Origin of the sequence: Streptomyces sp. 35G-GA-8 (assembly GCF_023534745.1) — a bacterium.
Lineage (GTDB): Bacteria > Actinomycetota > Actinomycetes > Streptomycetales > Streptomycetaceae > Streptomyces.
On the sequence record NZ_JAMHJQ010000020.1, the window covers coordinates 1 to 24,930 of the forward strand.

A 24,930-nucleotide genomic window follows, 5' to 3' on the forward strand; every position below is an offset into this window, starting at 1 on the left:
ACGGGGGCGCGGTGAACTCCGGGGCCGCCGGTGCGGCGGGCGCCGGCTTCGGCGCGGCGGCCGCGGGGCGCGGGGCCGGGCGCGGGCCGGGCGTCGGCGCGGGGGAAGGGGTGCTCCTGGGGGCCTCGGCGACGGCCGGCTTGGGGGCCGGAACGCCGGGCTTGGGGGCAGCGGGACGTGCCGCCTGCGCCGGAGAGGGCGCGGCGGGCCTGGCGGGGGTCGCCTTGCGGGGCGCCCCGGGCTTGGCAGCGGTCTTGCCGGCGTTGCCGCCGGGACCCTGCAAAGCATCAGTCAGTTTGCGTACGACCGGCGCCTCGATCGTCGACGACGCCGAACGGACGAATTCACCGAGTTCCTGGAGCTTGGCCATGACGACCTTGCTCTCCACGCCGAACTCCTTGGCGAGTTCGTATACCCGGACCTTAGCCACTTCGCTCCTTTTAGGTCCGGGTTACCGCCGGACCGTCGCTACTTCATGGGCGTACTCATCGCGTACTCATCGAGTGCTCATCGCAATCTCGACCTACTTCCAACTCGCGAGGTACCTGAACCGCACGGGGTTCCGTGCCGTACTTCTTCCTACAGTGCTGCCTGCACTGTGATCGCCTCGACAACCCGGCGCAGGTCCGCGCTGTCGAGCGGTCCCTGGACCCGGAAGGCCCGGGGGAACGCCCGGCGGCGGACCGCCAGATCGAGACAGATCAAGGCGGGATGCAGATACGCACCCCGGCCGGGCAGCGTACCGCGTTGATCGGGAACACATTGTTCTCCGGCCACCACGATGCGCAACAGATCGTTCTTGGCCGCTCGCTCCCGGCAGCCCACACAGGTTCGTTCAGGGCATGCACGGTCGACCGTCCGGCCAGACACGCTCAAGTCTACCTCCCCGCGCCGCCCCCACCCCTTTGGGGCAAGGTTCGAACGCCTGCCGCCCGAAAGATCACGTCGGTGTCCGGCGTGGCCTCGTCGCGACCTACCGCGAGGGGCCCGCACCGCCGGTCATTCCTTGATCATTCGAACCGGATGATCAGCCGTGGTCGCTACCGCGGTCCCCGGTCGTCACGACCGCGCTCCCGGTCGTCGCCGCGGTCGCGGTCGTCGTCCGTGGGCTCCGTGTCCGGCCGGATATCGATGCGCCAGCCGGTCAGCCGGGCGGCGAGCCGGGCGTTCTGCCCTTCCTTGCCGATCGCCAGCGACAGCTGGTAGTCGGGCACGGTCACCCGCGCGGAGCGGGCACCCAGATCGACCACCTCGACCTTGCTGACCCGGGCCGGGGACAGCGCGTTCGCGACCATCTCGGCCGGGTCGTCCGACCAGTCCACGATGTCGATCTTCTCGCCCAGCAGCTCGGCCATGACATTACGCACACGCGCGCCCATCGGGCCGATGCAGGCGCCCTTGGCATTGAGACCGGAACGTGTCGACCGTACGGCGATCTTGGTGCGGTGGCCGGCCTCGCGGGCGATCGCGGTGATCTCGACGGAGCCGTCCGCGATCTCCGGGACCTCCAGCGCGAAGAGCTTCTTCACCAGATTGGGGTGGGTACGCGACAGCGTCACCGACGGCCCGCGCACCCCTCTGGCCACCCTGACCACATACGTACGCAGCCGAAGACCGTGGGTGTACTCCTCGCCCGGCACCTGTTCCTGCACCGGAAGGATGGCCTCAAGCTTGTCGTCCAGCTTGACCAGGACGTTCTTCGGGTCCTTGCCCTGCTGGACCAGGCCGGCGACGATATCGCCCTCCCGGCGGGCGTACTCGCCGAAGGTCACGTCGTTCTCGGCGTCGCGCAGCCGCTGCTGGATGACCTGGCGGGCGGTGGTCGCGGCGATCCGGCCGAAGTCCGACGGGGTGTCGTCGAACTCCTTGGGCTCCTGGCCCTCCTCCAGATCGGCCGGGTCCTCCTTGGCCCAGACCGTGACATGGCCGGTGTCCCGGCTCAGTACGACCCGGGCGCGCCGGTGGCTGCCCTCGGTGCGGTGGTAGGCGATGAGGAGTGCCGATTCGATCGCCTCGACCAGCAGGTCGAAGGGAATCTCCTTCTCTTGTGCCAAGCCCTTCAGGAGCTTCACATCGATGTCCACGGCTACGCCTCCTCTTCCTTCTTGTCCTTGCGGCTGAACTCGATCTCCACGCGCGCCTTGTCGATCCCCGGGAACTCGATCCGGCGGGCGGTGGGCTTGCGCCCCTTCACGCCCGGCACTTCGAGGTCGAGCCCCTCGTCGTCGACGGTGAGGATGCGGGCCACCAGCTCGCCGTCGTCGTGCAGCTGGAACCTGGCCAGCCGGCCCACGGCGCGCACGTAGTGGCGGTGTTCTGTCAGCGGGCGCTCCGCGCCGGGGGAGGTCACTTCGAGCTGGTACTCGTCCTCGCCCATCGCGTCCGTCTCGTCGAGCTTGTCGGAGATGGAGCGGCTCAGCTCGGCACACTCGTCGAGGTCCACGCCCTCGTCGGAATCGACCACGACCCTCAGCACGCGACGCCTGCCCGCCCGGGACACCTCGATCTCTTCCAGATCCAGGTCCTTCGCGCTGACGAGTGGTTCCAGCAGTCCGCGCAGCCTTTCGCTCTGGGTGGTGCTCATCCGGGTGACTCCTCGGCCGCGTGTGCTGTTGTGGGGATCGTCGCGTGTCAGATCAAAGGGTATCCGGTCCCAAGGGGTGTTGCCGTCCACCCGGGGGTGACCCGCGGGTACGCTCGCCTGCGGTGATCATCGCGAAGCCCGAGGAGAGACGCGTGGGGCGCACGGGGACGACACGGAGGCATGCGCTGATGGCCGCGGGCGCCGCGACGGCCGGTCTGGTGACCGGCTGTTCCCAGGACTCCCCGGCCGCGGACAGCCCGGCGGGAATCGCGCGGGCGGCCGAGCTGGAGCGCGCGCTGCGGGCCCGCGCGGCCGGCGCCAACCGGAAGTTGCTGGGGCAGTACGACGCCGTGCTGAAGCGCCACCCCGGGCAGCGTGCGCGGCTGGCTCCGCTGCGGGCGGCGGTCGCACAGCAGTTGGCGGCGCTGGCCCCGGAGCCTTCCGAGTCCGCGAGCCCGTCCGCGCGGCCCTCCCCCACTCCGTCCGTCTCCGTCACGGCCGCCGGGCCGGCGCCGGCCTCGTCCGCGATCCCCGCGGAACCGGCCGAGGCCCTCAGGGCGCTGGCCGCGACCGAGCGCCGTACCAGCGACGCGCACACCACGGCGCTCATGGAGGCGCCCCCGGAGCTGGCCCGGCTGCTGGCCTCTCTCGCGGCGGCGAGCGCCGCCCACGCCTATCTGCTGATGGAAGGATCCCGCTCATGAGCACGGCGTGGACGGTGCGCACCGCGCGGACAACCGGCTCGCAGGCCGCGACGGGCGACGGCACGCTGGACGCCGCGCAGGCCGCGCTCGCCGCCGAGCACGCGGCGGTGTACGGGTACGGGGTCGTCGGCGGTCGCGTCGGGGGCGAGCGCCGGAGCGAGGCCACCAGCGCGCACGCGGCGCACCGCGCCCGGCGTGACGCGCTGGCGCGGACCGTACGGGACCTGGGCGGTACACCAGCCGTCGCTGCCCCCGCGTACACCCTGCCCTTCCCCGTACCGGATTCCGCCGCGGCCGTACGGCTGGCCGCCGAACTGGAGGACCGGGTCGCGGCCGTCTACTCGGATCTCGTACGGGCCTCGGAGGGCCCCCTGCGGCGGGAGGCGGCGGGCGCGCTGCGCGAGGCCGCCGTGCGCGCGGTGCGCTGGCGCGGGAGCGGCGTAGCCTTTCCTGGGCTCGCCGAGCGCGCGTGAGCCCGTGACCTCGGAAAGGGAACAACGCACGTATGGGTTTCGAACCGCCGCAGCGTCTGGTGCGCACGCTCGGCGAGAGGTACGGGGAGACGGCCGCGGCCGAATGGCTCGGCCGACTGCCCGCCCTCGCGGGTGAGGCGGTCGCCCGGCGGGGTCTTGAGGTCGAGCGGGTGATCGCGCCCGGCGGTCGGAGCGGCCTGGTGCTGCTCGTACGGCGGTCCGACGGCTCCCCCGCGACGCTCAAGATCGTCCCGCCGTTCGCCGCTCCTTCACTGGAGCGGGCGGCGCTGGCGCACTGGAAGGGCTGGGGAGCGGTGGAACTGCTCGACGCCGCGGACGAGGACGGCGCGGACGCCCCGGACACCGCCGGTCGCGCACTGCTCCTGGAGCGGCTGCATCCCGAGGTGTCGCTGCGCTCCCTGCCGGAGGCGAAGTCGCTGCTCGAAGCGGCGGGTACGGTGCGTCGGCTGTGGGTCGACCCGCCCGGGGGCCATGGCTTCGAGACGGTGGCCGAGCGGACCGCGCGGGAGGCGGTGGCGCTGCGGACGACCGCCGACGACTCGCTCGGGCCGCTGGTGTCGGCCGCGCTGGCGGCGCGGGACGAACTCTGCGCCTCCGCCGCCGAGGTACAGCTCCTGCACGGCGCCTTCGGTCAGGGCAAGGTGCTCGCCGGGGACCGCGCGCCCTGGCTCGCGGTCGGCCCGGAACCGCTGGTCGGTGAGCGCGCCTATGATCTGGCCCGGCTGGTGCGCGACCGGGTCGAGGACCTGGTGGCGGCCTCGTCGGGGCCGTCCTCGGCCCGTCGGCGCGTCAACAGACTGGCCGATTCGCTGGATCTGGACCGGGAACGGGTGCGTGGGTGGACGCTGTTCCGTGCGGTGGAGTCGGGGGTGCGCACGCTTCGGGCGGGACGTCGGCAGAGCGGGGAGATGCTGCTGGAGTTCGCGGGCTGGCTGTAGAGGGCGTTAGGTCCTGTCCGGCGGACCGGACAGAACGGGACGGGACGGGCTCGGCGCGAGCCCGTCCCTCGATGGGCCCCGGTCAGGCGGTGAGGCGGGCGATCGCCTCCGCGACGGTCAGCTCCTCGCGCTCGCCCGTACGGCGGTCCTTCAGCTCCAGGACGCCTTCGGCCGCGCGGCGGCCCGCCACCAGGATCTTGGGGACACCGATCAGTTCGGCGTCGGTGAACTTCACGCCCGGCGAGACCCCGGGACGCTCGTCCACCAGCACCCGCAGACCGGCGGCCGACAGCTGCTCGGAGACGTCCAGCGCCAGTTCCGTCTGGAGCGCCTTGCCCGCCGCGACGACATGGACGTCCGCCGGGGCGATCTCGCGGGGCCAGCACAGCCCCTGCTCGTCGGCGCTCTGCTCGGCCAGGGCCGCCACCGCGCGCGAGACACCGATGCCGTACGAGCCCATGGTCACGCGGACCGGCTTGCCCTGCTGACCGAGGACATCGAGCTGGAAGGTGTCGGCGTACTTGCGGCCGAGCTGGAAGATATGGCCGATCTCGATCGCGCGGTCGAGCTTGAGGCCGGTGCCGCAGACCGGGCAGGGGTCGCCCTCCTCGACCACGACGACGTCGAGATAGTCGTCGACCTCGAAGTCGCGGCCGCAGACCACATTGCGCGCGTGGGTGTCGGGCTTGTTGGCTCCGGTGATCCAGGCGGTGCCGGCCGCGACGCGCGGGTCGGCGATGTAGCGGATCTTGAGGCCCTGCGGGCCGACATAGCCCCGTACCAGCTCGGGGCGGTCCTCGAAGTCCTCGGCCGTCACCAGCTCCACCACGGCGGGGGCGAGGTGCTCGCCCAGCTTGCCGAGGTCCACCTCGCGGTCGCCGGGGACGCCTACCGCGGTGATCTCGCCGTCGACCTTGACGAGGAGGTTCTTCAGCGTCGCCGAGGCGGGCACCCCGAGGTGCGCGGCGAGCGTTTCGATGGTCGGGGTGTCGGGGGTGTCCAGCTCCTCGACCGGGCCGGGCTCGGTCGCCGCGGGCACGGACGCGGCGAATGTGACGGCCTCCGTGTTGGCCGCGTAGTCGCATGCCGGGCAGTCCACGAAGGTGTCCTCACCGGCGGCGGCGGGCGCCAGGAACTCCTCGGAGGCGGAGCCGCCCATCGCGCCGGAGACCGCCGAGACGATACGGAAGTCGAGACCGATGCGCGCGAAGATCTTCTGGTAGGCGGCGCGGTGCAGCGCGTACGACTCGGCCAGGCCCTCGTCGGTGGTGTCGAAGGAGTACGAGTCCTTCATCTGGAACTCGCGCCCGCGCAGCACGCCGGAGCGCGGCCTCGCCTCGTCGCGGTACTTCGTCTGGATCTGGTAGAGCATCACCGGCAGGTCCTTGTAGGACGTGCACTGGTCCTTGACGACCTGGGTGAAGATCTCCTCGTGCGTGGGGCCGAGCAGATAGTCGGCGCCCTTGCGGTCCTTGAGGCGGAACAGCAGATCGCCGTACTCCTCCCACCGGCCGCTCGCCTCGTACGGCTCCCTGGGCAGCAGTGCGGGCAGCAGCACCTCCTGCGCGCCGATCGCGTCCATCTCCTCGCGGACGACGCGCGAGATGTTCTCGAGGACCTTCTTGCCCAGCGGCAGCCAGCTCCAGATGCCGGCGGACGTACGGCGGACATACCCCGCGCGGACGAGCAGCTTGTGGCTGAGCGTCTCGGCGTCCGCCGGGTCGTCGCGCAATGTCTTGACCATCAAACGGGACATGCGCTGGACCTGGGACATGGGGAGCACTCCTGCGTTCTCTCGGCTGATGCCAGGAGGTTAGCCGGGGCACGCCCGCGGGCGGAAATCAGTTCTCCGCGCCGCCCGCCCGGCGCAGCGGGAGCGGGGCGCCCATCACGGCGTACGGCTTGGGGGCGCTGGGGAAGTGGACCTGGCGTGCCAGGTCGGTGTAGCCGAGCGCGCGGTAGAGGCGGCGGGCCGGGCTCTCGATGTCGATCGCGGACAGGATCGACTTGGGTTCGCCGGCGCCGTCGGTGATCGTGGTGATCAGCGCGCGGCCGATGCCGCGGGCCTGGAACTCCGGGTGGACATGCAGTTCGGTGATCACGAAGGAGTCGATGAGCCAGTCCTCGGAGCCGGTGGTGCGCAGATACGGCTCGACGACGCTGGACCACCAGTGGGCGCGGTCGTTCGGCAGTCCGTATACGAAGCCGACGAGCCGGCCGGCCGCGGTGGTCGCGCCGAGGGCGCGGGAGCCGCGCAGCAGCAGATGCCGGAGCACGATATGGCGGCGTACCTCGATCTCGTCGGCACTGAGCCCGAAGGCGAGGGCCTGTACGGCGAGCGCCTCGTCGACGCGTGCGGCGAGATCGACCGGCCCTACCTGTACGTCGGGGGTGCGGGGGCCCCGCCCGGGAATGCTCAGCATGGGCCGAACCCTACTTTCAGAACAGCACGCTCATGAAGGCACCCACTTCACGGAAACCCACCCGGCGGTACGCGGCTCTGGCAGGGGTGTTGTAGTCGTTCACATACAGGCTCACGACGGGCGCGACATCGGCCAGCGCGTACCGCACGACCGCCGCCATGCCCGCCTCGGACAGGCCGCGACCGCGGAATTCGGGGTCGACCCAGACCCCCTGGATCTGGCAGGCCCGGGGGGTGGCGGCGCCGATCTCGGCCTTGAAGATGACCCTGCCGTCGTCGATACGGGCGAACGAGCGTCCCGCGCCGACGAGTTCGGCGACACGCGCCTGGTAGAGCAGTCCGCCATCCCCGGCGAGCGGGGAGACACCGACCTCCTCGGTGAACATCGCCACGCAGGCGGGCATGATCACTTCGAGTTCGGTCTTGCGGATTCGGCGTACGAGCGGGTCGGGCGCGACCGAGGTGGGAATCCGCTCGGTGACCATCAGCGGCTGGTGGGCGCGGATCTCGCGGGCCGGGCCCCAGCTCGGTTCGAGCAGCCGCCACAGCTGGGCGGTGGGCCCGGCGGGGCCGACGATCGAGGAGCAGCGGCGGCCGGCCCTGCGTGCCCGGTCGGCGAAGGCGCGCACGGCCTCGGGGGTGGCGCAGATGGGGACGAGATTGGCACCGGAGTAGCAGAGCGAGCGCAGCCGCCCGTCCGCGTACCAGCCCCACATCTCGCCACCGAGACGCCAGGGGTCGAGCCCCGCGACCTGCACGCGGGACGTCACAAAGGCGTTTTCGACGGGCTCGCTCTCCAGGATGGCGAGCGCGGCGTCGAGTTCGCTGGGTTCGAGGACCCGGGTGGTGGTCTGCGTCAACACGAGGGGGCCTCACCATACGTATGCCGATCCCCGCACTGTACCCGGACCCTTCCCGGTATGCCGCTCATCGGAGCGGGGTCCGGTATCGCCGCAGGTCAGAGTCACGAAAGAGCCCGCAGCCGATGCCCGGGGGCGGTGGCTGCGGGATCCGTCGCGAACATATGTCCATGGCCGGACAGGTCTTGGGTGGCCGCGGTCAGCTGACGGAGACCTCGGGCTCGCCCGAGGCGACGCCGTCCTTCTCCATCTGCTCCGCGATCTTCATGGCCTCGTCGATCAAGGTCTCCACGATCTTCGATTCCGGGACGGTCTTGATGACCTCGCCCTTCACGAAGATCTGGCCCTTGCCATTGCCGGACGCGACACCGAGGTCGGCCTCGCGGGCCTCGCCAGGACCGTTCACGACACAGCCCATGACGGCCACACGCAGCGGGACCTCCATGCCCTCCAGACCGGCCGTCACCTCGTCGGCCAGCTTGTAGACATCGACCTGGGCCCGGCCGCAGGAGGGGCAGGAGACGATCTCCAGCCGGCGCTGACGCAGATTCAGCGACTCCAGGATCTGGATGCCGACCTTGACCTCCTCCGCGGGCGGGGCGGAGAGGGAAACCCGGATCGTGTCGCCGATGCCTTCGCTGAGGAGGGCGCCGAAGGCCACCGCGGACTTGATGGTGCCCTGGAACGCGGGGCCCGCCTCGGTGACGCCGAGGTGCAGCGGATAGTCGCACTGCGCCGCCAGCTGGCGGTACGCGTTGACCATGATCACCGGGTCGTTGTGCTTCACGGAGATCTTGATGTCCCGGAAGCCGTGCTCCTCGAACAGCGACGCCTCCCACAGCGCCGACTCGACGAGCGCCTCCGGGGTGGCCTTGCCGTACTTCGCCAGCAGACGCGCGTCCAGCGAACCGGCGTTCACGCCGATCCGGATCGGGGTGCCGGTCTCACCGGCCGCCTTCGCGATCTCCTTGACCTTGTCGTCGAACTGCTTGATGTTCCCCGGATTCACCCGCACCGCCGCGCAGCCCGCGTCGATCGCCGCGAACACGTACTTCGGCTGGAAGTGAATGTCCGCGATCACCGGGATCTGCGACTTCCGCGCGATCGTCGCCAGCGCGTCCGCGTCGTCCTGCGTCGGGCACGCCACCCGTACGATCTGGCAGCCGGACGCCGTCAACTCCGCGATCTGCTGCAGCGTGGCGCCGATGTCCGACGTACGCGTCGTTGTCATCGACTGCACCGAGACCGGCGCGTCCCCGCCGACCGCCACCGACCCCACCTGGATCTGACGGCTGACCCGTCGGTCGGCGAGCTTCGTCGGAACGGACGGCATTCCGAGAGAAATTGCAGTCATCTGCTGTGCAACCCCAAGGTGTGGATCGAGGTCCCGAGATCGGCGGGCTCCAGCCCCCGAGATTACGCCACCGCGTGCGGGCCGGGCACATCCTCGCGAAAACTCCACCCAAAGGTAAGCGGCCGGACACGAATGGTGTCCGGCCGCCGCGAAACGGATTCAATCAGCTGATCTTGACGGGGTTGAAGACATCGGCGACCAGGACGAGCAGGGTGAAGCAGATGAAGATCCCCGCCACGACATAGGCGACGGGCATCAGCTTCGCCACATCGAACGGGCCCGGGTCGGGCCGCTTGAACAGCCGTGCGAGCCTGCGCCGCAGCGATTCCCAGAGCGCGCCCGCGATATGCCCGCCGTCGAGGGGCAGCAGGGGCAGCATGTTGAAGAGGAAGAGCGACAGATTGAAGCCCGCGAGCAGGAACAGCATCATCGCGATCTGGTTCTGCGCGGGGATGTCGAGCGTCATCACCTCGCCGCCGATGCGTGCCGCGCCGACCACACCGACCGGTGAGTCGTCCTTGCGGGGGCCGTCGCCGAAGGCCGCGCTCCAGAGGTCGGGGATCTTGGAGGGCAGGGCCAGGATCGACTCGACACCGTCCCCGATCATGGTGCCCATCCGGTCCACGGACTGCGGGAAGGAGAGCGGGACGATCTCGGTGGAGGCGGCGAAGCCGAGATAGCCGGCCGGTACGTACTTGTCCGGGACGACCTCTCCGTCGGAGTCCTTCTCGGCCACCATGTTCTTCGCGAGCGTGGCGTGGAGCACCTTCTCGGTGCCGTCGCGCTCGACGGTGATGGTGGCGGGGCCGATCGTCTTACGGATGAGGCCGGAGAGCGTCGCCCAGTCCTCGACGCGCTGTCCGTCGAAGGCGACGATCTTGTCGCCCTTCTGGAGACCGGCCGCGCGCGCGGGCGAGACGGGGTCCTTCTTCTCGCAGGTGTCGCGCTTCTCGCTCTGCGAGATCACACACTGCTGGACGCCGGCGACCTGGGTGGTCTGGGTCTGGAAGCCGAAGCTCATCGCCACACCGATGAAGATCACGGCGGCGAGGACGAGGTTCATGAACGGGCCCGCGAACATCACGATCACGCGCTTCCACGGCTTGCGCGTGTAGAAGAGGCGCTTCTCGTCGCCCGGCCCCAGCTCCTCGAAGGCGGCGGAGCGCGCGTCCTCTATCATCCCGCGCCACGGCGAGGTGGAGCGCGCCTCGATCTTGCCGTCGGGGCCCGGCGGGAACATTCCGATCATCCGGATATAGCCGCCCATCGGGATCGCCTTGATCCCGTACTCCGTATCGCCCTTCGTGCGCGACCAGAGGGTCGGCCCGAAGCCGACCATGTACTGGGGCACGCGGATGCCGAAGAGTTTGGCCGTGGAGAGATGGCCCAGTTCGTGCCAGGCGATGGAGAAGAGCAGCCCCACGACAAAGACGAGAATGCCGAGGACCGTCAACAGGATCGTCATGCGCGAGCCTCCGCTGGCTGTTCTGCACTGAATTTCGCTGCCGTTTCACGGGCCCGGGCGCGGGCCCAGGTCTCCGCTTCGAGGACGTCCGCCACGGTGAGCGAGGTTCCCGTACGGGGGGTGCCGTGCTCCGCGACGACCTCCGTGACCGTATCCATGATGCCGTTGAACGGCAGCCGTCCCGCCAAAAACGCGTCCACGCACTCCTCGTTCGCGGCATTGAACACCGCGGGGGCCGTGCCGCCCAGGGCGCCGACGTGCCGGGCGAGTCCCACGGAAGGGAACGCCTCGGTGTCGAGCGGGAAGAACTGCCAGGTCGAGGCCGTGGTCCAGTCGAAGGCGGGCGCGGCGTCCGGCACCCGGTGCGGCCAGCCGAGGCCCAAGGCGATCGGCCCGCGCATATCGGGCGGGGTCGCCTGGGCCAGGGTCGAACCGTCGTTGAACTCCACCATCGAGTGGACATACGACTGGGGGTGTACGACGACCTCGATGCGTTCGAAGGGAATGTCGTACAGCAGATGCGCCTCGATCACTTCGAGGCCCTTGTTGACGAGGGTCGCGGAGTTGACCGTGATCACCGGACCCATGGCCCAGGTGGGGTGCGCGAGGGCGTCCTTGGGGGTGACATGCGCCAGTTCGGCCTTCGTACGGCCCCGGAAGGGCCCGCCGGAGGCCGTCACCACGAGCTTGCGCACCTCGGCGCGGGTGCCGGCGGCCAGCGCCTGGAAGAGCGCGGCGTGCTCGGAGTCGACGGGGATGATCTGGCCGGGGCGGGCCAGGGCCTTCACCAGCGGTCCGCCGACGATCAGCGATTCCTTGTTGGCGAGCGCGAGCGTACGGCCCGCCGTGAGGGCGGCGAGGGTCGGCGCGAGTCCGATGGAGCCGGTGATGCCGTTGAGCACGGTGTGACAGTCCGACGCCGCCAGCGCCGTGGCGGCGTCGGGTCCCGCGAGGATCTCGGGGAGCGGTTCACCCGTCCCGTACCGCCCGGCGAGCGCCTCCCTGAGCGCGGGCACGGCCTCCTCGCGCGCGACCGCGACGGTACGGACCCGCAGCCGCCACGCCTGCTCGGCGAGCAGTTCCACACGACCGCCGGCGGCGGAGAGCGCGGTGACACGGAAGCGGTCGGGGTGGCGCAGGACCAGGTCGATGGCCTGCGTGCCAATGGATCCGGTGGAGCCGAGGACGACGATGTCCCGGCGGCCTTCGATCGGATCGAAGGTGGTGTGCGGATCGGCGAGAGGGGCTGGGCAGTCGCTCATGCCCCCATTCTTGCCTCATCCCCGCGCCGGGAGGACAGCGCGCCCCCGCAGGTGTTCCCGTGCGCCGGTTCTGATGGCTGATTCACGGCTTTTCCGCGGCTTCCCCGGCCACCGACCGGAACTTCTGCCACTGGGCCTGGACGATCTCGTCGGGCACTCCCCCGACATCCTTCGTGCCGGTGATCTCGGCGCGGAAGGAGAGCGTGGTGGAGCCGGACCGTACGACGGTCAGATACTCGTACAGCTTCAGCGTGCCCTTCACGTCGAGGATGGTGAAGCGGTACGCCCTCGCCTCGTCCCCCACGTCCGGGGCGGTGGCGGGCTCCACCTTCAGATAGGTCGCCCGCGCCAGCGCCCGGTCCTCGGTGAACCCGCCCGCGCACTCCCGCCCCGCCGTGGCGAGGGCCTTCATCACACCGGTCGCGTCCGGCGCGGTGTACGAACGCAGCTGTACGGAGACGGTGAGGCCGAGCATCTCGTCGGGTATGTCGGCCTTGCGCTGGACCTCGGCGACGGGGTCGAACGCGGTGGCGCCCTTGGCGAGGCTGACGAGCGGCTGGCAGACGGCGGGATCGGCGGTGTAGTCGTCACCGAGGGGCGCGCCGAGGGCGTACTCGGAGGCGGTGTACGCGCCGACGCGCTCGCCGTCGGTCAGGGACGCGGCGGTGAGCCGGTCCACGGTGAGCGGCGCGGGCCCGGCGGCGGAGGTGGAGGCGGCGACGGAGGGCCCCTCGGCCGGATTCCCGCTCGCCTCGCCGCTCGCCTTCCCGCCCTTGCCGTCGTCGGCGCTCTGCCCGTCACCACCGCACGCGGCCACCCCGACCAGTACGAGCCCTGCGGCCACCGCCCCAAGACCCCGCGCCCACCGCTTCCCGGCCCCGAACATCCTTGCCCCCGTCGTGAGTCGATCGCGCCGCGTCGACGGCGCGCCTGGTCCTACGTCTGCTCTGCGCCGCTGAGCTTATGGGGGCCCTTGCCGGCCGTGCTGACCCGCGTACCGGAAGCGCCGGCGCGGGGTCTGTCCGTCGCTCAGTAGTGGGTCGTGATGCCGAACTTCTCGCGGAGCCTGGCCATGTCGTGGCGGTCCCGGTCGGTCGGCTCGTATCCCTGGTGGAAGAGGACCTGTTGCCCGGCCGAGATGCACCGGACCGTCGTATCCCCGATGGTGCCCGTGGTGAAGCACTCCGCCGGGTACACATAAGGCTGCTCCGGGTCCAGTGAGGACTGGAGCGCCGAGCCGTCCGGGGCGAAGGAGAGGGGGTGGAGATCGATCTCCACGCCCGTCGGGCGGGCGAGTACGAAACGCACCGGGCGCCAGTCCAGGGTCTCGGCGAAGCCCGCGGCGGCGAGCGCCTCGATGACACGGGGTTCCTGGTCGGCGCGGTGCAGGAGATCCAGATCGCGGTGGGGGCGGGTCTGGGTGCCGAGCAGGGCGTCGATGCCCCAGCCTCCGGCGATCCAGACGTCCGCGTCGGCCTTCCGCAGCAGGTCCAGCACGGTCAGTACGTCGTCGGCGTTCATCACGCGGCGGCACGCTACGCCGTCAACTCCGGTCGCCGCCAGTCATTTTCCCGGCCCCCCGGCCGGTCCGGGGAACGCACCGCCGCTGGGGCGAGTTGGGTCGGGCGCATTGACACACCTCACCCGCGGCCCGATTCTGAGAGCGCTCTCAACCCGCTCCTCAACCCCACACAGCAGGAGGTAGAGCGTGCTTGGCACCAGAAAGTTGCTCGCGGCGCTGGCCGCCGCGGTGATCTTCGCAACGGGGTTCTCGGCCGCCGGCCCCGCGGCTCCCGCCGAGGCCGCGGTTCCCACGACCATTCCGCTCACCATCACGAACAACTCCGGCCGCACGGACCCGGTCTACATCTACAACCTCGGCACCCTGCTCACGACGGGCCAGCAGGGCTGGGCCGACGCGAACGGCACGTTCCACGCCTGGCCCGCCGGCGGCAATCCCCCCACCCCGGCGCCCGACGCGTCGATCGCCGGACCCGCCAACGGGCAGTCCACGACGATCCGGATGCCGAAGTTCTCCGGCAGGGTCTACTTCTCGTACGGCCAGAAGCTCGACTTCAGGCTGACGACCGGCGGACTGGTGCAGCCCGCCGTGCAGAACCCGTCCGACCCGAACCGGAACATCCTGTTCAACTGGACCGAATACACACTCAATGACGCCGGACTGTGGATCAACAGCACACAGGTCGATATGTTCTCGGCGCCCTACGCCGTCGGCGTCCGGGCCTCCAACGGCACCACCAAGACCACCGGCCATCTCAAGGCGGGCGGCTACCAGGGATTCTTCGACTCCCTCAGGAGCCAGCCGGGCGGCTGGGCCAACCTGATCCAGACCCGGTCCGACGGCACGATCCTGCGCGCCCTCTCGCCCGGTCACGGCATCGGGGCCGGCAACCTGCCCGCCTCCGTGATGGACGACTACATCAACCGGGTGTGGAGCAGGTACACCACCTCCACGCTGACGGTGACACCGTTCGCGGACCAGCCGAACACCAAGTACTTCGGCCGGGTCTCGGGCAACACCATGAACTTCACCAACAGCGCGGGAGCGGTCGTCACGTCCTTCCAGAAGCCCGACTCCGACTCGATCTTCGGCTGCTACAAGCTGCTGGACGCACCGAACGACCTCGTACGCGGGCCGATCTCGCGCACGCTCTGCGCGGGGTTCAACCGCTCCACGCTCCTGGTCAACCCCAACCAGCCGGACACGAGTCCGGCCGGCTTCTACCAGGACGGGGTGACCAACCACTACGCCAAGAAGATCCACGAGCGGATGGCCGACGGCAAGGCGTACGCCTTCGCCTTCGACGACGTCGGCAACTACGAGTCACTGGTGCACGACGGTGACCCGCAGCAGGCCTCCATCACGCTCGACCCGTTCAACTGATCGCGACCCGTCACACATGACCGTCCCATGACCGGTCGGTTGACTCCGGTCATGGGGCGGGGTTACGGGTGGGCCGAGCGGCCCTCACGGGTGCGGCCTTCGCGGGAACGGCGGCCCTCACGGGAACAGCAGGATTCCCGCCAGGATGATCACGATGATCGCGATGGCGACGGCCATGACCTTCCAGGCCGTGCTGTGGACCGGGGGCGGCCCCTTCGGTCCGCCTCCGCGCGGCCGGTCCTCCCGGAGCTGTGGGTTCTCCGGCCGCCCATGTGCGTAGAAGTCGGCGTCGCCGGCCATGGCAACCCCCTCACAGAGGTCGACGGACCCCGCCCGGCTCGGACGGGAGGCGCGGTAGGCATCCCTACCATTCCTCTACATTTTACCCACAAAGCGGGCAAAATGTAGAGGAAAATATGCCTCGCTTCAGTGGATCGGACGGTGCACGTTCTCCCGCCGGGACGGTCCCGGAGTCGCGTCCGCGATCCAGGGGCCCTCACCGCTCGGGTCGATGATCCCGGCCTCCAGCCAGGTGTACGTACCGGCCAGGACACCGTTCACGACCTTGCGGTCCAGGTCGTCCGTGTTGGACCAGAGCCGTGTGAACAGCTCCTCGACCCGGATACGGGCCTGCCGGCAGAAGACGTCGGCCAGCTGGTACGCCTCACGGCCGTGGTCGCCGCTCGTCCGCATCAGCTCGGCCCGTACACAGGCCGCGCTCATCGCGAACAGTTCGGCGCCGATGTCCACGATCCTGCCGAGGAAGCCCTGCTTGGTCTCCATCCGGCCCTGCCAGCGCGACATGGCGTAGAAGGTGGAGCGGGCGAGCTTGCGCGCGTTGCGCTCGACATAGCGCAGATGCGTCGACAGGTCCGGGTGTCCCGCCGGGTGGAACTCCGCGTACGAGCCGGGCAACCGGCCCGGCCCCGTGACCAGCTGCGGCAGCCAGCGGGCGTAGAACCGGCCCGCCTGCGCACCGGCCCGCGCCTTGTCCGAGAGCGACTTCTCCGGATCGATGATGTCGCCCGCGACGGACAGATGGGCGTCGACCGCCTCGCGCGCGATCAGCAGATGCATGATCTCCGTGGAGCCCTCGAAGATCCGGTTGATGCGCAGATCGCGGAGCATCTGTTCGGCGGGTACGGCGCGTTCGCCGCGCGCGGCCAGGGAGTCCGCGGTCTCGAAGCCTCGGCCGCCCCGGATCTGGACCAGCTCGTCGGCCATCAGACAGCTCATCTCGGAGCCGTACAGCTTGGCCAGGGCCGCCTCGATCCTGATGTCGTTGCGGTCCTCGTCCGCCATCTGGGAGGCCAGGTCCACGACCGCCTCCAGAGCGAACGTGGTGGCGGCGATGAACGAGATCTTCGCGCCCACGGCCTCGTGGCGGCCGACCGCTCTGCCCCACTGCTCGCGGGCGGCCGACCATTCGCGGGCGATCTTCAGACACCACTTGCCGGCGCCCACGCACATCGCGGGCAGCGAGAGCCGGCCGGTGTTGAGGGTGGTGAGGGCGATCTTCAGGCCCGCGCCCTCGGGGCCGATGCGGTTCGCGGCGGGCACCCGGACCTGGTGGAAGCGGGTGACACCGTTCTCCAGACCGCGCAGGCCCATGAAGGCGTTGCGGTTCTCGACCGTGATGCCCGGGGAGCCGGCCTCGACGACGAACGCCGTGATGCCGCCCTTCCCGCCCTCCGTCTTCGGCACGCGCGCCATCACGACGAGCAGATCGGCGACGACTCCATTGGTCGTCCACAGCTTCACACCGTCGAGGACGTACGAGTCGCCGTCGGGCACGGCGGTGGTGGCCAGCCGGGCGGGGTCGGAGCCCACGTCCGGCTCGGTGAGGAGGAAGGCCGAGATGTCGGTGCGGGCCAGGCGCGGCAGGAACGTGTCCTTCTGCTCCTGGGTGCCGAAAAGCTTCAGCGGCTGCGGTACGCCGATCGACTGATGGGCGGAGAGCAGCGCGCCGATCGCCGGACTGGCGGAGCCGACCAGGGCCAGGGCCTTGTTGTAGTACACCTGGGTGAGGCCGAGCCCGCCGTACTTGGTCTCGATCTTCATACCGAGCGCGCCCAGCTCCTTGAGGCCGTTGATCACCTCGTCGGGGATCCGGGCCTCGCGCTCGATCCGCGCGCCGTCGATCCTCGTCTCGCTGAACTCGCGGAGCTTGGTCAGGAACTGCTCGCCGCGCTTGACGTCCTCGGACGCGGGCATCGGGTGCGGATGGATGAGATCGAGACGGAAGCGGCCGAGGAACATCTCCTTGGCGAAGCTCGGCTTGCGCCAGCCCTGTTCCCGGGCCGCTTCGGCGACCTGGCGCGCTTCCCGCTCGGAGACCTTGGGCGTGCCCTGGGGTTCCTGCGGTGCGGATGCTGCTGAGGGTGCGGATGGGGCGGACATGAGGAACTCACCTCGCCGCGGAGTCGGGTCCAGTGACGGTTCAACCGGCCTGGTACTACTCGTCCGTATCTACCCGATTCCGGCGGCCCGCACCAGTCGTGGCGCGGGCCGCGGAGGCCCCCGGGGCGCTTCTAGAGGGCGAGGCCCGTGAGCACCATGACGCGCTCGTACGTGTAGTCGTCCATCGCGAACCGGACGCCCTCACGGCCGACGCCGGACTGCTTGGCACCGCCGTACGGCATCTGGTCGGCGCGGTACGAGGGGACATCACCGATGATCACGCCGCCGACCTCCAGCGCGCGGTGGGCGCGGAAGGCGGCCTGGAGGTCATGGGTGAACACCCCGGCCTGGAGGCCGTACTTCGAGTCGTTGACCTTCTCGAACGCCTCGGTCTCGCTCTCGACCCGGCGCAGGGTGAGAACGGGCCCGAAGACCTCCTCGCGGGAGATCGTGACGTCCTCGGGGACCTCGGACAGCACCGTCGGGGCATAGCCGGCGCCATCCCGCTTGCCGCCCGTGAGCAGCTGGGCGCCGGCCCGTACCGCCTCGTCGACCCACGACTCGACGCGCTTGGCCGCGTCCTCGCTGACGAGCGGCCCGACATCGGTGGCGTCGTCGCCGGGGTCGCCGGTGACCTGGGCCTCGACCGCGGCGATGACCTTGGGGACGAGACGTTCGTACACCGAGGCGTCCGCGATCACGCGCTGGACGGAGATGCAGGACTGGCCGCCCTGGTAGTTCGAGAACGTGGCGATCCGGGTCGCCGCCCAGTCCAGGTCCTTCTCGCTCGCGTAGTCGGCGAGGACGACGGCCGCGCCGTTGCCGCCGAGTTCGAGCGTGCAGTGCTTGCGCGGCACGGAGTCCATGATCGCGAAGCCGACCTTGTCCGAGCCGGTGAAGGAGATCACCGGCAGCCGCTCGTCCTGGACGAGGGCGGGCATCCGGTCGTTCGGCACGGGCAGTACGGACCAGGCGCCGGCCGGCAGCTCGGTCTCGGCCAGCAGCTCGCCGAGGAGGAGGCCGGAGAGCGGGGTCGCCGGGGCGGGCTTGAGGATGATCGGGGCTCCGACCGCGATGGCCGGGGCGATCTTGTGGGCGCAGAGGTTGAGCGGGAAGTTGAACGGCGCGATGCCCAGGACGACGCCACGGGGGAAGCGGCGGGTCAGGGCGAGGCGGCCGGCGCCGCCCGCGTCGGTGTCGAGACGCTGGGCGTCCCCGCCGTTGAAGCGGCGGGCCTCCTCGGCGGCGAAGCGGAAGACGGAGACGGCGCGGCCGACTTCGCCCCGGGCCCACTTGAGGGGCTTGCCGTTCTCGGCGGAGATCAGCCGGGCGATCTCCTCGGTGCGCTCGACGAGCCTGCGCGAGACATGGTCGAGCGCGGCGGCCCGTACGTGCGCGGGCGTCGCGGCGAACTCGTCCAGGACGGCGTGCGCGGCGGCCACGGCCTCCTCGACCTGGTCCTCGGTCGGCACGGCCACGGTGCCGACGAGCCGGCCGTCCCAGGGGGAGGTGACATCGAAGGTGTCCTCGCCGGTGGCCTGGCGGCCGGCGAGCCAGAAAGCGTGGGTGGAAGTCATTGCGAGTCCGGGCCCTTCCGAAGAGATGGGGGTGTCTGGTTCCACGGTAGGGGTGCGGGCATGGGTGGTCGTTTGTCCGGGGTGGAGTGATGGGGTGGAGGGTGTGCTACGCAATGTCGTAACCGGACAGCCGAGTGGCGGACCACCCCCGCCCCAGCACCTCCGCGCTGCCCGGCTACTCGGTCGCGGGAACGGGTGACGCCGTCGTCTTCAGGGCCAGCCACAGCTCCATCCGTACGTCCGGGTCGTCCAGCGAGCGGCCGAGGATCTCCTCCACCCGGCGCATGCGGTAGCGCAGCGTATGGCGGTGGACCCCGAGGTCCGCCGCCGCCGCGTCCCACTGGCCGTGGCGGGAGAGCCAGGCCCGCAGCGAGGCCACCAGATCGCCGCGGCCCTTCGCGTCGTGCTCGTACAGGGCGCGCAGCATGCCATCGGCGAAGGCGCGCACCGCGTCGTCCGCGAGCAGCGGAAGGATCGATCCCGCCGCCAGTTCCTCGTGCTCGACCAGCGCGCGGCCGCGCCGCCGTGCCACCGAGAGGGCCTGCTCCGCCTGTTTGTACGCACCCGCCGCCGCGATCGGGCCCGTCGGCGCGGAGAGCCCGATGACGACCCCGGCCTCTTCGGCCTCGCGCCGCGCGTATCCCTCGCAGGCCGTGACCACCGCCCCGCCGTCCACCGCGAGCACCATGAGCCGTTCCTCGCCGTCCGGGACCGCGAGCACCGCCTCGCCCGCCCGTGCCGCCGCGGCCTCCAGCGCCTCCGCGAGCAGCTGGAGCGGATGGTCGGTCTCCGGGTCCGGCGCGGGCTTCGCCGACTTCGCCGAGTTCGCCGATTCGGCCGATTCGGCGACCAGCAGCCGGAACGGGGCGTCGAGCAGGCCCCCGTACAGATCCCCCGCCACGGCCCGCGCGTGGTCGGGCTGGCCGGAGAGCAGCATCCGCAGCACGGCCGAGCCGAGCCGCTGTTCGGCGGCCTGAAGGGCGCGCGATCGTTCCGTCGTCAGCGTCAGCAGGGCGATCGCCGAGTGGACCGCGTACCGCTCCGCGGTACCCAGCGCGGCTCCTGTGCCGACGGCGAGCGCGCCGCGCAGCCGCCGGCCCGTGCCGAGGGACTGGAGCTCGACCCGGTCCTCGGCGTCGCCGGACGCCTCGTCCAGCGCGTCGCCCGAGGCTCCGACCACCGCGCTCGCGGGCGCGGGCCGCTCCCGCAGCCGTTCCACCTCGCCGGTCAGCCGGGCGGCCCGGCGCGCGGCCCACTCGGGCGCGGCGGCGACCACGGCGCCCGACGCGTCGTACAGCGCCGCCCAGCCGTCCACATACGCGGCGAGCCGGGCCAGCAGCGCCGCGGGCCCCTCGGCGAGCGCGGCACGGGTCAGCTCCCGCTGGGCCTCGAACCCGGCGGTGACCGCGCGGTACTGATCGGCGGCGAGCGCCGCCGAGACGGCCTTGCTGATGGCGAGGAAAGGGGTACGCCGGGGAACGCCCAGCAGCGGCAGCCCGGCCTCCCGTGCCGCCTCGACCAGCGCCTCGGGGACGTCCTCGTAGTTCACGCCGACGGCGAAGCCGAGCCCGACGACCCCGGCGCCGACCAGCCGGCGCACATAGCGCCGCATGGCCTCCGGATCGTCGGCGTCCAGCGTTGTCGCCGTGATGAGAAGCAGCTCACCGCCCTCCATGTACGGCACGGGGTCGGCCAGCTCGCTCGCGTGGACCCAGCGCACAGGCGTCTGCAGCCGGTCCTCGCCCGCGCGCACGGTCAGATTGAGCGCCGAGTGCTGGACGAGCGAGGCGAGGGTGGGCGGCATGGTGGAACCGTAGGGCCTTCGGCGATCGAGGGGCAGGGCGGCGGCCGGATGACGCCGCCTCGGACGATTACGCCGCTCCGTACGAACGGCATCCCTCAATTCTGCCAGCTTGTACGAGCCGACGGCCGGGGGCCGGGGCCCGGTGCCGTGGCCGGGTGGCGCGAGCTCCGGGGGTCAGCTCCGCAGATCCACCAGCAGGGGCGGCGCGTGGTCGCCCCCCACCGTGCGCAGCGACAGCACCGCGTGCCCGGCGGGGACCGAGTGCGCCAGCTCGGAGGCCGACCACCGTTCGCGCTCGACCTTCCGTACGGTCACCGCGTCCGTCGTCACGGCCTTGCCGGTGACCAGCTTCCGGAACGCGTGAATGGCCCGGGTCAGCGGCTGGTCGGCGAAGACCGTGCGCTGGGTGACGTCCCGGGTCTCCACCCACTCCGTGCCCCAGGCCTCCGCGAAGCGCTTGCCGTCCCAGGTGGTGATCCCGGAGAAGGCCATCCGGCAGCCGACGGCTCCGAGGAGCGCGGTGTGCAGTGCCTCCGGCACATCGTCGAGCGTGCGCAGGGTGAGCAGCGCGCCCGCGTTGACCGACCGCAGCCGCTGCACCCCGCGCAGCGTCTCGCCGGTGAGGGTGCGGGTCGCGTCGTCCAGGACGAGGCAGGCGAAGAGCGAGCGGTCGGCGCGTACGGCGGCGTTCGCCGTGAACTGGGCGAGCACGAGCCTGGCCAGCATCCGCGAGGCCTCGGCGTGTCCGCGCTCGGGCAGATCGATACGGACCCGGAGCGGATGCTGCAGGGTGCGCAGCGAGAACGGCCGGGTTCTGCCGCTGGTGTCGAAGAAGCCCGCGAACGCCGGGCGGTCGAGCAGTGCGATCCGGTCGGCGAGCGCGCTCCCGGCGTCCCCCGGGGCTCCGGACTGCCGTTCCCTGGTGTCGAGTTCACGCCGCATGGCGTGGTGGCCCCCGGCGTCGAGCGCCTCGCGCAGCGCCGCCAGCGCGGCGGGCGTGCCGTCGAGCAGCTCGCGCAGCTCCGGGACGGCGGGCAGCCGGCCGTGTGCCGCGTGGAACGGGCCGAGCAGCTGCGCGAGCGCGGTGGTGGCGCGCCTGCCGTCGGTGTCCGTGAGATCGCCGACCAGACCTTCGGCGAGTACGGCGGCGGCCTCGTCCGGGTCGTTCGTCCCCCCGTACAGATCGAGGTCGTACACCGACGCCGGGTCGCCGAGCCGGACCACGACGTCATAGGCGCTGTCGGGGCCGAGCTGGGTTCCGGCGGCGCAGACGGCGATGACGACGGCCTGTCCTGCGAGCGCCTGGAGGGAGAGCGACTCGACGACCGGCCGGACGAGCGCGTGTGTCTTGCCGGCGCCCGGCGGCCCCACGGCCAGCAGCGAGGTCCCCAGCAGGCCAGGATCCAGCGCGAGCCCCGTCCCGCGCCGGGGGTACGGGTTGCGCTCCCCGTCGTGGACCGTGCCGAGCCTGACCTGTTGTACGAGCAGATCGTGCCGGGCCGCGCGGACGGGCAGGTCGCGCTTGCCCGACGGGTGGACGCAGGCCCCGGCGCCATGGCCGCGCACGGCCTCGGCGAACGCCGTGAGCCGGGAGGGATCGGCCCTCACGGACTGCCAGGCGCGCCGGATCCGGGCGTAGTCGACATCGTTCATCCGCCCGTTGCGCACCTCGGCGGCGAGCCGCGCGGCGGTCTCGCCCTGGCCGGAGGAGCGGAGCTGGGGCCACTCGGCCAGATCGTCCTCGGGCTCCGGAGGCGGGGGCGCGGTCTCCTCCGGGGCGACGCCGGGGACCCGGCGCAGAACACGGCGGGCGAGCTCGGGCCAGCGGCCGAGCCGGCCGAAGAGGAAGAGAAGCCCGCCGACGACGAGCACGTTGTAGATGGCCTGGGCGACAGCGCCTTCCTGCGTACCGATCCACCAGCGGTCCGGGGTAAGGAGGAAGAGCGGCCAGAGCCAGAAACTGCCCAGATAGCCGTTCCACAGCAGCGACCAGAGCAGCAGGCCCGCGAGGAGCGAGATCAGCGCGCCGCTGACCAGCTGCCGCGTGGGCGTGCGCTCCGGCTCCTCCGGGGGGCGGGGCCGGTGTCCGTACGTCCAGGTCCCGGGCGCGTCCGCGACCCTGGGCACCCGTAGCCACTCGCCCAGCGTCGGGCCGCTGTCCGGGGCGCGCTCCGGCGCGGGGGGTGGAGCCGTCTCGAAGGCGCCGGCTTTGTAGGCACCGGACGGCGGACCCGCCGAGACCGGCGAGGCCGTCGGCATCGGCGGTGGCGTGGAGTGCGCCGTGGGGGCCGCGGGCGCCGTGGAGGGTGTGGGCGGCGTTGGTGGCGTTGGTGGCGGCCCCGCCGGCCGCGGCACAGGGGTGGCGCGCGTGCCCTGCGAGTCGTGCGTGCCGTCGGTGTCCATGAACCCCTGCCCCCTACCAGTCGGGCCCGCGCTGCGCGGTCCGCCCTGTGCAAGCGTCGATCTCGTGTGCAAGCGTCAATCTAGTGCCCGCGCACGGGTAGTTCACCGTTCCGCGCGCAGGGGGTGTCGCCCGCCCCGCCGTACCTCCCGGCCCCGGCGCGTGGGCCACCTGTCCGTCACGGACAACGACACGCCCCGGTTACTACCGAACGGCGCATGCCCGCACCCCTCCCCCACCCCTAGCCTGCGAAGAAAGCCGAAGAAAGACCCCGGAAACACCCCCAGGAGCCCCTCATGACCGCCATTCCGCAGGAGCGCCGCCTCGTCACCGCCGTCCCCGGCCCGAAGTCGAGGGAGTTGCAGGCCCGCCGTACCGCCGCGGTCGCCGCGGGCGTCGGGTCCGTGCTGCCCGTGTTCGCCGCCCGCGCCGACGGCGGCATCCTTGAGGACGTGGACGGCAACCGGCTGATCGACTTCGGTTCCGGGATCGCCGTGACCTCGGTCGGTGCCAGCGCCGAGGCCGTCGTACGCCGCGCCTCCGCCCAGCTCGCGGACTTCACCCACACCTGTTTCATGGTCACGCCGTACGAGGGGTACGTCGAGGTCTGTGAGCGGCTCGCCGAGCTGACCCCGGGTGACCACGCGAAGAAGTCCGCGCTGTTCAACTCGGGCGCCGAGGCCGTCGAGAACGCCGTGAAGATCGCCCGTTCGTACACCAAGCGCCAGGCGGTGGTCGTGTTCGACCACGGCTATCACGGCCGTACGAACCTCACCATGGCGCTGACCTCGAAGAACATGCCGTACAAGAACGGCTTCGGGCCGTTCGCCCCGGAGATCTACCGGGTGCCGGTCGCCTATGGCTACCGCTGGCCGACCGGTCCCGAGAACTGCGGCCCCGAGGCGTCCGCCCAGGCCATCGACCAGATCAGCAAGCAGATCGGCGCCGACAACGTCGCGGCGATCGTCATCGAGCCGGTGCTCGGCGAGGGCGGCTTCATCGAGCCGGCCAAGGGCTTCCTGCCCGCGCTGGCGAAGTTCGCCAAGGACAACGGGATCGTGTTCGTGGCGGACGAGATCCAGTCCGGTTTCTGCCGTACCGGCCAGTGGTTCGCCTGCGAGGACGAGGGCGTCGTCCCCGACCTGATCACCACCGCGAAGGGCATCGCGGGCGGTCTGCCGCTCGCCGCCGTCACCGGTCGCGCCGAGATCATGGACGCCGCGCACTCGGGCGGCCTCGGCGGTACGTACGGCGGCAACCCGGTGGCCTGTGCCGCCGCGCTCGGCTCCATCGAGACGATGCGGGAACAGGACCTGGCCGGGAAGGCCCGCCGTATCGAGACGGTCATGAAGGGCCGGCTCTCCGCGCTGCGCGAGAAGTACGACCTCATCGGCGATGTCCGCGGCCGGGGCGCGATGATCGCGATCGAGCTGGTGAAGAACCGCGAGACCAAGGAGCCGGCCCCGGAGGCGACCGCCGCGCTCGCCAAGGCGTGCCACGCGGCAGGGCTACTGGTCCTGACCTGTGGCACTTATGGCAATGTGCTGCGCTTCCTGCCGCCGCTGGTGATCGGCGAGGACCTGCTGAACGAGGGCCTGGACATCATCGAGCAGGCTCTCGCCACCGTCTGACCTGGCGTCCGAGCTGCCGGAACGGCGGACCGTGGACGGCACTCCGCCCCCGGTCCGTCACACCTGTCAGGGCCTGTGAAGAAGGTGTGCGAGGCCGATGGCGGGATGCGTTTCGTACTGTCGGTGGCC

General features: G+C 71.1%; 22 protein-coding genes. 5 read left to right on the forward strand and 17 right to left on the reverse strand.

Features of this window, described 5'->3' with window-relative positions; all coding sequences use genetic code 11:
• From M1203_RS33720 to rimP, 4 genes are all read right to left on the reverse strand, one after another.
• On the reverse strand, window positions 1-430 hold a 430-nt coding region (locus M1203_RS33720; RefSeq protein ID WP_249953664.1), incomplete at its 3' end, for a translation initiation factor IF-2 N-terminal domain-containing protein.
• A 149-nt stretch (window positions 431-579) separates the two neighbouring features.
• Window positions 580-870, reverse strand: coding sequence for a YlxR family protein (locus M1203_RS33725; protein ID WP_249953765.1), 291 nt, complete (start codon window positions 868-870; stop codon window positions 580-582).
• Between the two features lie 170 nt (window positions 871-1,040).
• Window positions 1,041-2,084, reverse strand: a complete 1,044-nt coding sequence (gene nusA / locus M1203_RS33730; protein WP_249953665.1) for a transcription termination factor NusA — start codon at window positions 2,082-2,084, stop codon at window positions 1,041-1,043.
• 2 nt (window positions 2,085-2,086) lie between these two features.
• Complete coding sequence (gene rimP, locus M1203_RS33735; RefSeq protein WP_249953666.1) at window positions 2,087-2,584, reverse strand: ribosome maturation factor RimP; 498 nt, start codon at window positions 2,582-2,584, stop codon at window positions 2,087-2,089.
• A 122-nt stretch (window positions 2,585-2,706) separates the two neighbouring features.
• On the opposite strand from rimP, the gene M1203_RS33740 reads away from it, so the two are divergent.
• From M1203_RS33740 to M1203_RS33750, 3 genes are read left to right on the forward strand one after another with little or no spacing between them, the layout of a single operon-like run.
• Window positions 2,707-3,288, forward strand: coding sequence for a hypothetical protein (locus tag M1203_RS33740; RefSeq protein ID WP_249953667.1), 582 nt, complete (start codon window positions 2,707-2,709; stop codon window positions 3,286-3,288).
• On the forward strand, window positions 3,285-3,761 hold the full coding sequence (locus tag M1203_RS33745) for a ferritin-like domain-containing protein (RefSeq protein ID WP_249953668.1): 477 nt from the start codon (window positions 3,285-3,287) through the stop codon (window positions 3,759-3,761). The genes M1203_RS33740 and M1203_RS33745 overlap by 4 nt, the downstream gene beginning before the upstream one ends.
• A gap of 32 nt (window positions 3,762-3,793) precedes the next feature.
• Window positions 3,794-4,720, forward strand: coding sequence for an aminoglycoside phosphotransferase family protein (locus M1203_RS33750; RefSeq protein ID WP_249953669.1), 927 nt, complete (start codon window positions 3,794-3,796; stop codon window positions 4,718-4,720).
• An 82-nt stretch (window positions 4,721-4,802) separates the two neighbouring features.
• On the opposite strand, the gene M1203_RS33755 is transcribed toward M1203_RS33750, so the two are convergent.
• The 8 genes from M1203_RS33755 to M1203_RS33790 form a co-directional block, all read right to left on the reverse strand.
• Window positions 4,803-6,494, reverse strand: coding sequence for a proline--tRNA ligase (locus tag M1203_RS33755; protein ID WP_249953670.1), 1,692 nt, complete (start codon window positions 6,492-6,494; stop codon window positions 4,803-4,805).
• A gap of 67 nt (window positions 6,495-6,561) precedes the next feature.
• Window positions 6,562-7,143, reverse strand: coding sequence for a GNAT family N-acetyltransferase (locus M1203_RS33760; protein ID WP_249953671.1), 582 nt, complete (start codon window positions 7,141-7,143; stop codon window positions 6,562-6,564).
• 16 nt (window positions 7,144-7,159) lie between these two features.
• Window positions 7,160-8,005: a DUF4081 domain-containing GNAT family N-acetyltransferase gene (locus M1203_RS33765; RefSeq protein ID WP_249953672.1), complete on the reverse strand. Its 846-nt coding sequence runs from the start codon at window positions 8,003-8,005 to the stop codon at window positions 7,160-7,162.
• Window positions 8,006-8,201: 196 nt separating this feature from the next.
• Window positions 8,202-9,356: a flavodoxin-dependent (E)-4-hydroxy-3-methylbut-2-enyl-diphosphate synthase gene (ispG, locus tag M1203_RS33770; protein ID WP_249953673.1), complete on the reverse strand. Its 1,155-nt coding sequence runs from the start codon at window positions 9,354-9,356 to the stop codon at window positions 8,202-8,204.
• A 163-nt stretch (window positions 9,357-9,519) separates the two neighbouring features.
• A complete protein-coding gene (locus tag M1203_RS33775; protein ID WP_249953674.1) occupies window positions 9,520-10,821 on the reverse strand; it encodes an RIP metalloprotease in 1,302 nt (433 codons plus the stop codon).
• Window positions 10,818-12,083 (reverse strand): 1-deoxy-D-xylulose-5-phosphate reductoisomerase, encoded by a 1,266-nt coding sequence (dxr, locus tag M1203_RS33780; RefSeq protein ID WP_249953675.1) that lies wholly within the window; start codon window positions 12,081-12,083, stop codon window positions 10,818-10,820. The genes M1203_RS33775 and dxr overlap by 4 nt, the downstream gene beginning before the upstream one ends.
• A gap of 82 nt (window positions 12,084-12,165) precedes the next feature.
• Window positions 12,166-12,927 (reverse strand): hypothetical protein, encoded by a 762-nt coding sequence (locus tag M1203_RS33785; protein WP_249953676.1) that lies wholly within the window; start codon window positions 12,925-12,927, stop codon window positions 12,166-12,168.
• A gap of 185 nt (window positions 12,928-13,112) precedes the next feature.
• Window positions 13,113-13,604: a nucleotidyltransferase domain-containing protein gene (locus M1203_RS33790; RefSeq protein ID WP_249953766.1), complete on the reverse strand. Its 492-nt coding sequence runs from the start codon at window positions 13,602-13,604 to the stop codon at window positions 13,113-13,115.
• Window positions 13,605-13,791: 187 nt separating this feature from the next.
• Between M1203_RS33790 and M1203_RS33795 the strand changes: the two genes are divergently transcribed.
• Window positions 13,792-14,988, forward strand: a complete 1,197-nt coding sequence (locus tag M1203_RS33795; RefSeq protein ID WP_374404650.1) for a glycoside hydrolase family 64 protein — start codon at window positions 13,792-13,794, stop codon at window positions 14,986-14,988.
• 117 nt (window positions 14,989-15,105) lie between these two features.
• On the opposite strand, the gene M1203_RS33800 is transcribed toward M1203_RS33795, so the two are convergent.
• From M1203_RS33800 to M1203_RS33820, 5 genes are all read right to left on the reverse strand, one after another.
• Entirely contained in the window at window positions 15,106-15,288 is a 183-nt protein-coding gene (locus M1203_RS33800) for a hypothetical protein (protein WP_249953677.1), read from the reverse strand.
• 126 nt (window positions 15,289-15,414) lie between these two features.
• On the reverse strand, window positions 15,415-17,388 hold the full coding sequence (locus M1203_RS33805; protein WP_249953678.1) for an acyl-CoA dehydrogenase family protein: 1,974 nt from the start codon (window positions 17,386-17,388) through the stop codon (window positions 15,415-15,417).
• 131 nt (window positions 17,389-17,519) lie between these two features.
• Window positions 17,520-18,965 (reverse strand): aldehyde dehydrogenase family protein, encoded by a 1,446-nt coding sequence (locus tag M1203_RS33810; RefSeq protein WP_249953679.1) that lies wholly within the window; start codon window positions 18,963-18,965, stop codon window positions 17,520-17,522.
• A gap of 175 nt (window positions 18,966-19,140) precedes the next feature.
• Window positions 19,141-20,769, reverse strand: coding sequence for a PucR family transcriptional regulator (locus M1203_RS33815; RefSeq protein ID WP_249953680.1), 1,629 nt, complete (start codon window positions 20,767-20,769; stop codon window positions 19,141-19,143).
• Between the two features lie 174 nt (window positions 20,770-20,943).
• Window positions 20,944-23,172 (reverse strand): ATP-binding protein, encoded by a 2,229-nt coding sequence (locus M1203_RS33820; protein ID WP_249953681.1) that lies wholly within the window; start codon window positions 23,170-23,172, stop codon window positions 20,944-20,946.
• 294 nt (window positions 23,173-23,466) lie between these two features.
• Here M1203_RS33820 and gabT point away from each other — a divergent pair, with 294 nt between their 5' ends.
• Entirely contained in the window at window positions 23,467-24,801 is a 1,335-nt protein-coding gene (gabT, locus tag M1203_RS33825; RefSeq protein WP_249953682.1) for a 4-aminobutyrate--2-oxoglutarate transaminase, read from the forward strand.
• Window positions 24,802-24,930: the final 129 nt, after the last annotated feature.

Excerpts from the sequence above, each read along its gene's own strand:
- M1203_RS33745 (WP_249953668.1), top strand. The coding sequence starts at position 3,285 with ATGAGCACGGCGTGGACGGTGCGCACCGCGCGGACAACCGGCTCGCAG.
- M1203_RS33750 (WP_249953669.1), top strand. The coding sequence starts at position 3,794 with ATGGGTTTCGAACCGCCGCAGCGTCTGGTGCGCACGCTCGGCGAGAGG.
- dxr (WP_249953675.1), bottom strand. The coding sequence starts at position 12,083 with ATGAGCGACTGCCCAGCCCCTCTCGCCGATCCGCACACCACCTTCGAT.
- rimP (WP_249953666.1), bottom strand. The coding sequence starts at position 2,584 with ATGAGCACCACCCAGAGCGAAAGGCTGCGCGGACTGCTGGAACCACTC.
- gabT (WP_249953682.1), top strand. The coding sequence starts at position 23,467 with ATGACCGCCATTCCGCAGGAGCGCCGCCTCGTCACCGCCGTCCCCGGC.
- M1203_RS33755 (WP_249953670.1), bottom strand. The coding sequence starts at position 6,494 with ATGTCCCAGGTCCAGCGCATGTCCCGTTTGATGGTCAAGACATTGCGC.
- M1203_RS33810 (WP_249953679.1), bottom strand. The coding sequence starts at position 18,965 with ATGACTTCCACCCACGCTTTCTGGCTCGCCGGCCGCCAGGCCACCGGC.
- M1203_RS33790 (WP_249953766.1), bottom strand. The coding sequence starts at position 13,604 with ATGAACGCCGACGACGTACTGACCGTGCTGGACCTGCTGCGGAAGGCC.
- M1203_RS33800 (WP_249953677.1), bottom strand. The coding sequence starts at position 15,288 with ATGGCCGGCGACGCCGACTTCTACGCACATGGGCGGCCGGAGAACCCA.
- M1203_RS33820 (WP_249953681.1), bottom strand. The coding sequence starts at position 23,172 with ATGGACACCGACGGCACGCACGACTCGCAGGGCACGCGCGCCACCCCT.
- M1203_RS33805 (WP_249953678.1), bottom strand. The coding sequence starts at position 17,388 with ATGTCCGCCCCATCCGCACCCTCAGCAGCATCCGCACCGCAGGAACCC.
- ispG (WP_249953673.1), bottom strand. The coding sequence starts at position 9,356 with ATGACTGCAATTTCTCTCGGAATGCCGTCCGTTCCGACGAAGCTCGCC.
- M1203_RS33775 (WP_249953674.1), bottom strand. The coding sequence starts at position 10,821 with ATGACGATCCTGTTGACGGTCCTCGGCATTCTCGTCTTTGTCGTGGGG.
- M1203_RS33815 (WP_249953680.1), bottom strand. The coding sequence starts at position 20,769 with ATGCCGCCCACCCTCGCCTCGCTCGTCCAGCACTCGGCGCTCAATCTG.
- M1203_RS33760 (WP_249953671.1), bottom strand. The coding sequence starts at position 7,143 with ATGCTGAGCATTCCCGGGCGGGGCCCCCGCACCCCCGACGTACAGGTA.